A 12,712-nucleotide genomic window follows, 5' to 3' on the forward strand; every position below is an offset into this window, starting at 1 on the left:
GTTAAATTAGATGGATGATTACTTGATCTGATTGTATTTCTGTTTTGTACTTTTTTAACGGCCGCTCGGCCGGGCCGGTAATTACTTTACCTTCACCGTTAAAAGCGCTGCCATGCAAATCGCATTTATAGCCGTTACCGGTAGGCATTAACTGGTTATCGGCATGGGTACATTTTAAGAGCAAAGCGGTATAGCTGCCATCGGCCTCCTTTTTTAGGCCGATATTATAATACTGATTTTTAGGTTGGATAAGCTGGAAATTGGTTGTGCCGAAGATGGCAACCGGTACGCTTACCGCGTTATTGGCTACACCTGTTTTGTAAACAGGTAAAGTAGCACAACCAGATAAAGATGCCGTTATCATACCTGCGCCGACAGCTACACACAATGAGCACGACTGTTTGATGAATTTCCTTCTGTGCATATAAAGCCTCCTTTAAAATGAATATCCCACGCCCAGGTTTATCAGCGTGTTGCCGGTTTGATAAGGCCGTGCTACCGGGCTTGGGTTTATTACCAATGCCGGGTTTTGCACGCCTGTATGGGCCAGCCTTACGTCGGCTTTTACTACCACGTTGCGGAGCGGTAGATAGGTAAAGCCCGCAACTACAAAATTTTGGTTAAGCGTTTGGTCGGTTAACCCATTTGCAGGGATGCCCGAATTTAAATTGAGCTTTTCATCACGCACAAAAACAATGAGCTGGGCCGGACTAATTTTGCCGTAGTTTTGGCGAAAAAGCAAATCGTAGCCAATTTCGGCATAAGCGCCATACATGTTTTTCGGGGTATTGCTGGCATAGGCACGGTTAATCTTGTCTGCATCCGGGATAGATGCTATAGTGCCCAATACCTTAACCGAAAGGCCCAGGGAATTGTATTGAATGTTGCCTTCGCCCATAGCCACGGGTGTACCAAATATGCCCGAATTTAGGCCGAGGCTATCGGCCTCAGTTTTCCTGAGTCCCACGGTGCCGCCGTAGTAGCCCGATAGCTGGGCTTTAAAGCTACCCTGGTAATATTGTAAAGCGCCGGTTACGGCAAGATTGGTACCTGTAGCATTGCGCCCTTCAAAACGACCATCAACTATCCCTGTTCCGTGTGTAAAGCCGGCAGCGCTTAATCCATTCATTATCCCTACTGAGTAATTAACGGGCAGGTTATTTAAGCGGCCATAAAAACCGATGCCCAGTTCGCGCCAGGTAGCCGGGATAACCAATGTTTCTACATAGTTACGTTCGTTCCCATTAAAGGTAGTAGGCAGGTGGTTTTCGTTCAGGATGCCTATGCGTGGTAAAAACAAACCGGCCACGACATATTGGTTGGGATTAAGGCTAAATTTTAAGTAGGCCTGCTCGATGGTAATCTCGCCCCCGGGCTCGCCACCGTTAACTTTGGCGTCTTCTAGCTCAAGTTCAGAGAAAAACGAAATCCTGTCGCTAAACTTATGGCCCACAAAAAGCACAAAACGTTCCAGGTCAACTTTGGCGGTCCCATGATTGGAGTTGTATTGATAAAAAGCATTTCCGTAGCCGCCTATTGAAGTGTTGGTGAGGATAGCGCTTTTTGCGGTATTGTTATTAAGGGAATCTTCCGCTGTCGAATTATTCGGCTGCTGCGCTAATAGAGTGCCCGATATAAATAAAGATATTATGAATAACGTATAGTTTTTGCCATGCATCGTCGTATGATTCTTTGATGACAAAACTATATTTTAATTAGACTTAATCCAAATTAAGTTTAAAATCATTCTAAATAATATTATTAAAAAGTAAAGAATGATAGCGCTTATTGCACGGATGTATATTCAAAAAATAAGAGACTTGATAATGTAGATTTTCAGGGATTCAATCGCGCCACAAATAAGGAAAAAGCAATAACGCGGTAGTAATTACGATAGCGTTAATGGCGAACAAAACCCCGATATCGCCGTAACTCAGGCTCCGCTCTATGCCATCCATTGCCCTTTTACTCAGGCGGATAAGGATAAGTATCACTGGTATAATTACCGGGAAGCTTAAAATAGCCATGAGCGTGCCGTTGTTGCCGGCTTTTGATGCTATGGCCGATATCATGGTAAATACTGTTGAAAAGCTGATGCTGCCCATTAAAACCGCCAGCAAATAAAACCATAGGTCGCCAAGTTTATTGGTAAAAAAAACCTGGTATACCAGCAGGGCCAAAAAGCTGATGAGTGTCATCAGTAAAATATTGTATATGGTTTTTGAAAGTATAATAGCCTGCGGGCTGGCTATGGAGTAATAATAAAGCAGCCTGCTTTTACTTTCCTGCATAAAGCTTTTGGCAATGGCATTTACCGATGCAAACAGCATAATGATCCAGAACAGTACATTCCATACCAGTGGATAGGCGGTGGTACCGCTGAGACCCGAATTTTGGTTAAACGAAATATAGCAAACAAACACGGTGGATACCACGTACAGCAAAACCCCATTAAAAGCATATTTCGACCGCCACTCCAGCAAAATTTCTTTTTTTAACAAATGAATGGTTTCCTGAACAAGCTTCATGCGGCAAAGGTAATAATTTGTGATAAGGGATTTCAGGCATTTGTTTGATAGCCGGGATTACTTTAATTTTGATTACAATTAATAACCAAAATGCCCATAGCTTATTATCGTACACCTATCGGAATCGTCCGCATTACCCAGGATGGCGATTTTATTTCGGGGATCTCTATCCGGGACGAGGAATATGAGATAGAGCCGGCCTGCACGCCGCTCCTGCAAATGGCTATTGACCAGTTGCAGGAATATTTTGATGGGACAAGAAAGACCTTCGATTTCCCTATTAAGCAACCGGGTACCGATTTTCAGCAGCAGGTTTGGGAATGCCTTTTAAATATTGAGTACGGCACCACAACAACCTATGCGCAGCAATCAAACCAAATGAACAACCCTTTGGCCATTAGGGCCATTGCGGCGGCCAACGGAAAAAATCACCTTTGGGTTGTAGTACCCTGCCACCGGGTGATAGGATCAGACGGCAGCTTAACCGGGTACGCCGGCGGCCTTTGGCGCAAACAATGGCTGTTACAACATGAAGCCAATGTTATGGGCGTGGGGCAAACCAGGTTAAACTTTTAGTTTATACGTACCTGCACTTAAAAGCCTGCTCATTTTTTCGTGCAATTGATGCGGCTGAAATGGTTTCGACAACACATCATTCATACCGGCTGTTAAGGCCTCTTGCTGCTCATGGCCAAATGAGGCTGCCGAAAGTGATATGATAGGTATGCTCCGTTTGGGTTCCACAAAATCAACCCTGATGTTTTTTGCCGTTTCGTAACCATTCATATCGGGCATATGGGTATCCATCAGTATAATGTCGTAGTGGTTGGTTCTTAACTTATCAAGTGCTTTGCGGCCGTTATCAACCATATCCACCTGTACCTGCCAGTCTTTCAATATTTTGGATAGCATAAACTGGTTTACCATATTATCTTCGGCTACCAATACGCTTACATTAAAAAAGGGGGCGAGTGTTTTTTCTGGTTTCGCACCCGCCTTTTCAACCGGTTTGGCCGAAATTGTGTACCAGTTATAGAAACTGAAGTTGCTGCCCTCGCCTACTTTGCTGCTTACTGTAAGTTCGCCGCCTTTAAGCTCAACCAATCTTTTTACAATGGTAAGCCCAAGGCCTGTGCCACCGTATTTGCTAACGGTATCCTCATCGGCTTGCTCAAACGATTCAAACACCCGGTTAACCTTATCTTCCGGAATTCCTATACCCGTATCTTCAACACTATATTTTACCCGCACCTTATCGGCGTTCCTTTGTATAACCGATACTTTTAGCTTTACATAACCCCTTTCGGTAAACTTTATGGCATTGCTAAGCAAGTTCATCAGTATCTGGTTTAAGCGCAACGAATCAACCATCAGGTATGGGGGTAAGTCAGGATCTATTTCTAATAAAAACTCTATGTTTCTTTCGTCGGCCCTAAATTTCAGCAGGTCGAATACCGATTTGATAATATCGCGCACGTTGCCTGCCGTACGGATAATGTTAAACTTGCCCGCCTCTATTTTAGAAATATCCAGCACATCGTTAATAACCCCTAATAGTGATTTTGACGAAGTATCCAACAAATCAAGCATACCCTTCTGTTGTTCGTCTATATTGGTTTTGAGCAGCATACTGGTAATACCAATAATGCCGTTAACCGGAGTCCGCAGTTCATGGCTCATGTTGGCCAAAAAAGTTTCCTTAACTTTTTTAGTGTATTCTGCCTCCTCTTTTGATTTGATAAGTTGTTCCTGGTAGCTTTTTTGGGGCGATATATCGCTGATATTGATAAATATCATTTTATTATGGTACGACGCCCGGCACTCGCCCCATATTACCCGTTTATCAAAACGTTCAAACCGGCCTTCAAATACCGCGAAAGCCAGGTTATCTTTAATAATTTCGCCCAGTTTTTTCCGGAATGCAGGCTGATGCTCGGCAATGGCAAGGTTAACAACGCTTGTACCTTGTAATTCGCCGGGTTTAAAACCCAAAATATTTTCTACAGCAGGGTTAATATTTTCAATCCTCAGGGTTTGCGCATCAACAGAGCAAATGATATCTGCAGAGTTTTTTACAACTATCGAGTAGTTTTGCAACTCCTGGTTTTTGAGTTTTATTTCGGCCTGTGCACGGGCCAGGTGAACAAATGAATCAACTTTAGCCGATGTTATATATGGGTCGAGCGGCTTATACAGGTAATCAACTGCGCCGGTGCCAAGGCCTTTAACAGCGTATTTGGTTTCCTTTGATATTGCGGTAACAAAAATCACCATGATATCTTTGGTCCTTGGGTTCGATTTGAGCATTTCAACCAGCTCAAATCCATCCATTTCGGGCATTTGTACATCCACCAATGCTATGGCAATTTGGGTTTCCCAGGCTATTTTAAGCGCCTCGTTAGGGGATGTTGTAGAAAATATACGGATGTCATCGCGTTTTAATAAGGCCTCAAGCGCTATTATGTTCTCTTCTCTGTCATCAACAATAAGAATATTCACAGGGGTCATGTAATATTGATTAGTGTATGGTGAAATACTATGTGCTTAATAATTTAAAAATTTCGTCAGTATGTAAAATATATTCCGCGGCTCCAATGCTAATTGCCGCCGCCGGCATTTCGTCCATCTCTGCATCTTCGGGATGCTGGGCAATTGTTGTAGCGCCACTATTCCTTAATTTAAGCAATCCCTCTGCACCATCCTGGTTTGCACCCGATAGCAGTATTGCCATGCACCGCTCTTTGTAAACTTCGGCAGCGCTTTCAAAGGTAACATCAATTGATGGCTTTGAAAACCATACCGGTTCTGACACGTCAAGTGCAAATGTTCCCTCTTTTTCAATTAAGATATGATAATTCGCAGGCGCTATATAAATGGTATTCTTATTCAGAATATCCTTGTCGCCAATTTCGCGCATTAACATACGGCTGTTTTCTGCAAAGAGTTTTTCAATCTCGCTGAAAAAATTTTTCTTGCGGTGAATTACTATAATTACAGTTTTGTTTAGGTTGGGATCCAGCAATTTAACTATCTGGAACAAGAGTTTAAACGAACCGGCAGAACCACCGAGCAGCAGTATTTCGGCGGTTTTCCATCGTTCAACCAGGTTTTTATCAGGAGCCAATTTTTTGGTAAATATTTTCTTTTGAATTAATCACCTTAAACTTCTTTTTAAAAGTATCTGACCGGATTGTTTCCTTACTCCCCAGGCATAAATAACCCAAAGGGCACAAACTTTTATAAAATAGCTCCAGGATGTGTTCCTGCAGTTCAGTTTCAAAATAAATAAACACATTACGGCAACTTATAAGCTGAAACTCGTTGAATATACCATCTGAAACCAGGTTATGTACAGAAAACAACGTATTTTGCTTCAATTCATTGTGTATAGAAGCTGCATCGTACAAGATAGTAAAATGATCTGAAATGGAACCTTTTAAACCTGTAAATTGATAATTTTCGGCATAACTTTTTATGTTACGCAGGCTGTATATGCCACGGCGGGCCTCCCTAAGTACTTCGGTATTAATATCGGTACCGTAAATGAACGATTTATTGCTCAGACCTGCCTCACGCAGCAGGATTGCTATTGAATACACCTCCTCGCCGGTTGAGCAGCCGGCCACCCATATTTTTGAGTGCTGATAAGTAGAAAGGTACGGTATAACCTGGCTGTTTAAACCTTTGTAAAACGAAGGGTCGCGAAACATCTCGGTTACGTTTACGGTTATTTCTTCCAAAAACTCCTGGAAAAACTCAGGGTTGTTTACCAGGATATGCTTAAGGTCATAAAAGCTAAGCTTTTTAAGCTGCATAATCCTGCTAATCCTGCGCTTTAATGAGGCTTTTGTATAGCCCGAAAAATCAAAACCATGTACCTTTTTTACCAGGTCAATAAGTTCGGTTATCTGCGATGCCGTTATTGGTAGGTTAGTATCGGTCATAAATTAGCTTTCCAGCCACAATTGCATCAATGAAATCAGCCTGTCCATATCAACCGGCTTAGTAATATAATCATTGGCACCGGCGGCTATACACTTTTCGCGGTCGTCTTTCATGGCTTTTGCGGTTAAAGCTATTACAGGTAACTTGGCCCATTTGTTTTGCTTGCGGATATATCTTGTGGCCTCATAACCATCCATCTTAGGCATCATGATATCCATCAGCACTATATCAATGTTTGGCACCTCTTCCAGTTTGGCAATGGCTTCCTCGCCGTCGTTAGCAATTTCTACAACCAGTTCATAGCCTTGCAAGGCACTGCTCAGGGCAAAAATGTTGCGCATATCATCGTCAACTATAAGTACTTTTTTCCCCTTTATGGCATCCTTCCCTTTTGTTGGCAATTTAGGTTTTGATATTGGTGCCGATGCCTGCCGGGTGCCTGCCGATTCACTGATCTTGTTCAGGAACAGGTTTACCTCATCAATCAGCCTATCTGCCGACTTATTGGTTTTAACCACCATGGCATTAGCGTAAAGCATCAGCCTGTTTACCGATGCTTTATCCAGTTCCATTGCTGTATTTACAATTACCGGCAAAGCAGCAAAGCGGTCAACCTCTTTTATTTTATCCAGCAGGTCTAACCCCGAAATATCGGGAAGGTTAAGGTCGAGGATTACGCATTGGTATTCATTTTCATGCAGCATCCTGAATGCCGAGGCACCGTCAAAAGCCTGGTCTACGGTAATACCCTGGCCTTGCATCATATCTTTTAAGGCCTGGCTTTGCGCCCGGTGGTCTTCAACCAGCAGTATTTGTTTAAACCGGGTGCCGCTCTGCAGCATAATATCGGCAAACAGCTTATCCAATGTTTCGGTACTGATAGGTTTTTTAAGGAAGCTGATAGCGCCTTCCTTACGCACACGGTTGGCCGCAGCTTCGCCCGCCGACATCAGGTGCACTGGGATATGCATAATGGCTTCATCGGCCTTCAATTCTTTCAATATCTGCCAGCCATCCTTACCCGGCAGCATAATATCCAATATTACGGCATCGGGTTTAGCCTCTTTAATAATTTCAACGGCACGCATACCCTCATAAACCATGATCGATTTGTATCCATGATCGCGTGCGTAGTCCTGCAGTATATTGGCAAAGTTTTTATCGTCCTCCACTATAACTACCAGTGGGTCGCTGTTGTCTTCCCTTGTAATAACTTTAGCCGGTTTCAGAAAGTTGCTTTCGGCCTTAAAGGTTTGGGCGGTTGGTAATACTTCCTCGTTTATAACCGGCAGTACTTTGCCCTCAAACGGAATTGTCAAAACAAATTCACTGCCTATTCCGGGTTCGCTGGTCATGCTTATACTGCCGCCCAGCAATATTGCCAGTTCGCGGCTGATGGACAAGCCCAAACCGGTGCCACCGTATTTACGACTGGTAGAGCCATCGGCCTGCTGAAAAGCTTCAAATATAATCCGCTGTTTTTCGGCGGGGATGCCTATGCCCGAATCTTTGATAGCAAAGCTGATCGTATTTTCTTTTGCACCCGGCTTTACATTGATCGAAATTGAGCCATTCTCGGGCGTAAATTTAAACGCGTTTGAGAGGAGGTTTTTTATCACCTGTTCAACCCTTACTTTATCGGTAAATACGGTTGCAGGTACGTCTTTAATGCTGGTGGTATAGTTTATCTTTTTGCTGCTTGCTACTTCGGCAAACAGCATTTCCATATCGTTCACAATTTCGGATACGCTGATATCTTCATTTTGCATATCCAGCTTGCCCGATTCTATTTTGGATAAGTCGAGGATGTCGTTTATCAGTGTAAGTAAATCGTTACCTGCATTGAATATTACACTGGCGTATTTAATCTGATCTTCGGACAGGTTTGCCGGCTTATTATCCTTCAGGATACGCGCCAGCACCAGGATACTGTTAAGCGGCGTACGGAGCTCGTGACTCATATTGGCCAAAAACTCCGATTTATATTTGCCGGTAGTTTCCAATTCGTCAACTTTTAGGTTAATGGCCGCACGGGCTTCTTCAATCGCCTGGTTCTTTTCTTCCAGCAGGCTTGCTTTCTCTTCAAGTTCGGCGTTAATGGTGCGCAATTCTTCCTGTTGTACACGCAACTCTTCTTCTGATGCCTGCAACATTTCTGTTTTGTTTACCAGTTCTTCGTTGGTAACGCGCATTTCTTCCTGTTGAGCCTGCAGCTCTTCGGCCTGTTGCTGGGTTTCTTCAAACAGATCGTGCATAATGGTGCGGGCCTGGGCGGTGTTCACAGCCATGCCTATATCATTGGTAATGGCTAAAATGTAGCCACGATCTTTTTCTGCCAATTCGCCGGCAAAGGCCACTTCCATTACACCTTTTAGCTTTTTATCAAAAAAGAAAGGAACGATGAAAGTTTCGGTAAGCAATTCTTTAACTACCGACGAAGAAAGCTCCAGCCTATCGTTCAGTTTTCCCCTTACAACAGCTGCCTTTTCATCAGCGGCAACCTGGCCAAGCCAGCCCTCAGATAGCTGTATTTTTTTCTTTAACAGATCGGGATTATGGAACGCGTATGATGCATACAAATCAAGCAGATGATCCCTGTCGTCATATAAATAAAATGTGCCTGCGGCTGCCCCGGTATAAGTACAAACCTCGGCAAGTATATTGTGCGATAGCTCTTTTTCGCTTTGCTGGCCCTGCATTTTCTCGTTAAGGGTACCTGTGCCTGTAAGTAACCAGTTTTTGGCTTCGTTTTCGGCCAATACAAGGCCCAATTCGGTATTGGCTATTTTAATTTCGGCTTCAATTTTCTTTTGCTGCTCAAAAGCGCCCTGAATATAGCGGAACAAAAACAGTATAATGAACAGGAATATTGATGAACCTGCAACAATAACGATGATGGCCTGGTTTGAAGCTTTTTCGGTGTTGTTTTTGCGGGTACTGAGCAAGTTATTCTCGTTTTCAGTAATACGGCCAACCAATGCGCGTATCATATCCATATTTTGCTTGCCCTTTACAAACATATGGCTGGCAACCATAAATTCGAGCCCCCTGCCGTTGCGGGTTTCGATATTTTCTTTCAGGTAGTTACGTTGCGAATTAACAAAAGCGGTAAGCGTATCCAAACGTTTTAGCTGTTCGCCGTTATCTTTTGTGAGCGTTTTTAACCCTGCCAAATCGGCATCGATAAGCGGTAATGCTTCGTTATAAGGATCAAGAAGAACTTTATCGCCGGTAGCTGCAAAACCACGTACCCCGGTTTCGGCATCGATCATGTGCTGCAACAGGTTGGTTGACGATTTGATAACGTGCTGGGTATGGTCTACCCAGGAATTATCTTCTTCTAACTGGCGAATGCTTTTGTACGCTAAAACACCTACCACAAAAACCAGAACAATAGATATAGCAAAGCCGGTTGTTACCTGCTGGCGAAAGGAGAATTTAACCATCAATAGATCTTGTTTATCTGAATACAAATATGTTTAAAAAAAACATGTTTACGTAAAAGTACGCAGCAATAAACATATCAGGAATAATTTGGTTTTGTTAAACAGTTTCGGGCGGTTTAACAAAGCTTTTAGGCTTGCCGCTTAACGCACCAATGAGCGCCAACACCGGGCCTGCGAATAACACAAACCAACCCCATTTAAATTTAATTTGCCTGGTTAAAAGTGTATCAAACTTATGGAAAGGAATAAAACTAAAGGTGGTTTCAACCTTTATTACGGCTGCAATAAGCAACACCCCCACTAAAATAACCGATGCCCATGCACAGGCACGGGTAATTTTATACTGGTTTAAAAATGATGAAATAACACCGATAACTGCCACCAGCACAAGCACAATACCGTACGGCTGGTTAAGCTGATAAACGTTCCAGTTAAATAAATGAAACGGACGTAACAACGGGCAATAAGTACCGGCAAAAAGCAATACGAAGCCCACAAATGAAAAAATTGAACTAAGGCGCATGGTGAGTAGTGAATGGTGAGCGGTGAATGGTGAGCGGTGAGTAATGAGAGGTGAATAGTAATTTGTGAATGTTTGATCTAAAAATGCAAAATTCACAACTGACCACTCACCGCTGACTACTCACCACTCACCAACTTATTGTTTAATTTCCATTTTATCGGCAAAGTGGGCGCAATAATCGCGCAGGTCTTCAACAATGTTTTTTTCGCCGGTGGCGCGTAAAAAGCTGTCGCCCATGGTTTGCAGGGTTTCGTAAAAAAAGCGTTTCATTTCGTCAACCGGCATATCCTTGGTCCACAGGTCAATGCGCAGGGTATTTTTGTAGCTTTGGTCCCACAGGGCCAGCATGAACGATTTTACGGGCAATGCCTCTTTTGATTGCGAGTCGGTTGATTCCCACATAATGTTTTCGGGCACGTTATTATCGTCGAGCGTAACGGTCAGCTTTATTTCGGCAGTTTTCATTTTCTGTTTTATTGAAGTCGCAAAAGTAGGTTATTTTAAAGCGACCGGATTATAATGGGTTTGTAATTTTTGATTGAACATTCTACTTATCCACCATGTAAATTATGGAAATAAAGGGAGTGTTTATTTAACCAGGAAAAAGATTACGGCGATAAGGGCTATTACGCACAGCTCAATAATCCATAGCTTTTTAAGCTCGGCAAAAAAGTTGCGGAACATCAGGTCCATAAAAAACACCACCGCCGCAAATAACAGGAAGATCCAGCCTATGGTGCCGCTCCAGTTTTCTAACGGCCGGCCGGCAATGGCTGCTCCATTTATCCAGATATAAACAGCCACCACCAAAAAAAATGTGGTTGCAAAATTTAACGGGGTAATGCGCAATTTCATCTATTAATTTATGTTGAAGTGTTTAAAATCGGTTAACGTTTTTTTCGGGACGATGATGATCTGGTTTTTCCGCCGGCTGCCTTGTAGGCTTTGCCATATTTTACCTTGTTTTTGGCCTCGTCGAACTTTTTATGCTGATTTAGGGTTTTCTTTTCGTGGAAAGCGCCTTTAAAATCGGGATCGTCTTTACGCTTTTGCATATCAATTTCCTTCGCAATTTCCTGGCGCTCATCGTAGCCTGTCTCCTCAATAAAAACATCATCCGGAATGGCCGAAACCGGGATGGTTTGCTTAATCAATTTTTCTATCTTTTTAAGATAGTATTCCTCTGCAGGGCCGCAAAAAGTAATGGCCTCACCCGATTGCAGGGCCCGGCCTGTTCGGCCTATCCGGTGTACATAATCTTCTATTACAACAGGTACATCAAAATTAATAACATGGCTTACATCACTTACATCAATACCTCGCGATGCCACATCTGTTGCTACCAGTATTTTAACCTCGTCGTTTTTAAACGAGTTTATGGAGTTAATACGGGTATTTTGCCCTTTATTGGCATGTAGCACCTTAACCCCTCCTTCGCCAAATTTGCGCAGCAGGAATTTGTAAACGTCATCGGCCACAACACGGGTTTTACAAAATATCATCAGCTTGGTAATTTCTCCCTCGGCTTCCAATAACTTCTTTAGCAGGTGAATTTTGGTTTTCACATTGGGTACATAGTACAACTGCTGGTTTACCGTTTGCGCGGGCGTTGCCTGCGGGGTAACCTCAATAATGGTTGGATACTCCAGGAAGTTATTAGATAGCTCATGAATTTTATCGCTCATGGTGGCCGAAAAAAGTAGGTTTTGCCTTTTTACCGGTACAACTTCAAGCAAGCGGTTAATCTGGGGCATAAAGCCCATATCCATCATTTTATCTGCCTCATCAAGCACCAGTACCTGCAGGGTTTTGGTAACTATATGGCCCGCCAGGTATAAATCCATAAAGCGGCCGGGGGTGGCTACAATGATATCTACCCCTTTATTAAGGTTTTCTATTTGTGTTTTTGGGCCCAGGCCACCGTATAGTACTACAACCCTAAGGTCGGTGTTGGAGGCAAAGGTTTTAACGTTTTCCTCAATCTGCATGGCCAGTTCGCGCGTGGGCGAAATAATGAGCGCGCGGGGGACCTGGCCCTGGGCATATTTAAGCTTCATGATTATGGGCAACACATAAGCCGCCGTTTTACCGGTACCTGTTTGCGCTATGCCCATTACATCCTGGCCGTTCATGATAGGCGGGATGGCTTTTTGCTGTATAGGCGTAGCTTCGGTATAACCGGCATCGGCAATGGCGTTTAAAATTTGCCGGTTAAAATTAAATTCTTCAAAAGATACACCCATGGCGCAAAGATAGGCTTTTTGTTGATT

At 43.3% G+C, this 12,712-nt stretch carries 12 protein-coding genes; 1 reads left to right on the forward strand and 11 read right to left on the reverse strand.

The features are described from left to right. Position 1: 1 nt before the first annotated feature. The 3 genes from BMX56_RS27990 to BMX56_RS28000 form a co-directional block, all read right to left on the reverse strand. Positions 2–424 (reverse strand): QcrA and Rieske domain-containing protein, encoded by a 423-nt coding sequence (locus tag BMX56_RS27990; RefSeq protein WP_090653022.1) that lies wholly within the window; start codon positions 422–424, stop codon positions 2–4. Between the two features lie 12 nt (positions 425–436). Next, positions 437–1,702, reverse strand: coding sequence for a hypothetical protein (locus BMX56_RS27995; RefSeq protein ID WP_143065550.1), 1,266 nt, complete (start codon positions 1,700–1,702; stop codon positions 437–439). A gap of 142 nt (positions 1,703–1,844) precedes the next feature. Further along, complete coding sequence (locus BMX56_RS28000; protein ID WP_090653024.1) at positions 1,845–2,528, reverse strand: heme exporter protein CcmB; 684 nt, start codon at positions 2,526–2,528, stop codon at positions 1,845–1,847. 90 nt (positions 2,529–2,618) lie between these two features. Between BMX56_RS28000 and BMX56_RS28005 the strand changes: the two genes are divergently transcribed. Then, positions 2,619–3,104, forward strand: coding sequence for a methylated-DNA--[protein]-cysteine S-methyltransferase (locus BMX56_RS28005; protein WP_090653025.1), 486 nt, complete (start codon positions 2,619–2,621; stop codon positions 3,102–3,104). Here the strand turns inward: BMX56_RS28005 and BMX56_RS28010 are convergent. The 8 genes from BMX56_RS28010 to BMX56_RS28045 form a co-directional block, all read right to left on the reverse strand. Next, a complete protein-coding gene (locus BMX56_RS28010) occupies positions 3,093–5,036 on the reverse strand; it encodes a hybrid sensor histidine kinase/response regulator (protein WP_090653026.1) in 1,944 nt (647 codons plus the stop codon). The genes BMX56_RS28005 and BMX56_RS28010 overlap by 12 nt on opposite strands. A 28-nt stretch (positions 5,037–5,064) precedes the next feature. Then, the gene (locus tag BMX56_RS28015) at positions 5,065–5,652 is read right to left on the reverse strand and encodes a chemotaxis protein CheB (protein ID WP_177183949.1); all 588 of its coding nucleotides are present in this window, start codon (positions 5,650–5,652) and stop codon (positions 5,065–5,067) included. Beyond that, complete coding sequence (locus BMX56_RS28020; protein WP_090653028.1) at positions 5,642–6,472, reverse strand: CheR family methyltransferase; 831 nt, start codon at positions 6,470–6,472, stop codon at positions 5,642–5,644. The genes BMX56_RS28015 and BMX56_RS28020 overlap by 11 nt, the downstream gene beginning before the upstream one ends. A 3-nt stretch (positions 6,473–6,475) precedes the next feature. Beyond that, the gene (locus BMX56_RS28025) at positions 6,476–9,919 is read right to left on the reverse strand and encodes a response regulator (protein ID WP_090653029.1); all 3,444 of its coding nucleotides are present in this window, start codon (positions 9,917–9,919) and stop codon (positions 6,476–6,478) included. Between the two features lie 97 nt (positions 9,920–10,016). Then, complete coding sequence (locus BMX56_RS28030; protein ID WP_090653030.1) at positions 10,017–10,442, reverse strand: hypothetical protein; 426 nt, start codon at positions 10,440–10,442, stop codon at positions 10,017–10,019. A 135-nt stretch (positions 10,443–10,577) separates the two neighbouring features. Further along, the gene (gldC, locus tag BMX56_RS28035) at positions 10,578–10,907 is read right to left on the reverse strand and encodes a gliding motility protein GldC (RefSeq protein WP_090653031.1); all 330 of its coding nucleotides are present in this window, start codon (positions 10,905–10,907) and stop codon (positions 10,578–10,580) included. Positions 10,908–11,030: 123 nt separating this feature from the next. Continuing rightward, a complete protein-coding gene (locus tag BMX56_RS28040; RefSeq protein ID WP_090653032.1) occupies positions 11,031–11,297 on the reverse strand; it encodes a hypothetical protein in 267 nt (88 codons plus the stop codon). Positions 11,298–11,329: 32 nt separating this feature from the next. Beyond that, positions 11,330–12,685, reverse strand: a complete 1,356-nt coding sequence (locus BMX56_RS28045; protein ID WP_090653077.1) for a DEAD/DEAH box helicase — start codon at positions 12,683–12,685, stop codon at positions 11,330–11,332. Positions 12,686–12,712: the final 27 nt, after the last annotated feature.

Source organism: Mucilaginibacter sp. OK283 (genome assembly GCF_900110415.1).
Taxonomy (GTDB): Bacteria; Bacteroidota; Bacteroidia; order Sphingobacteriales; family Sphingobacteriaceae; genus Mucilaginibacter.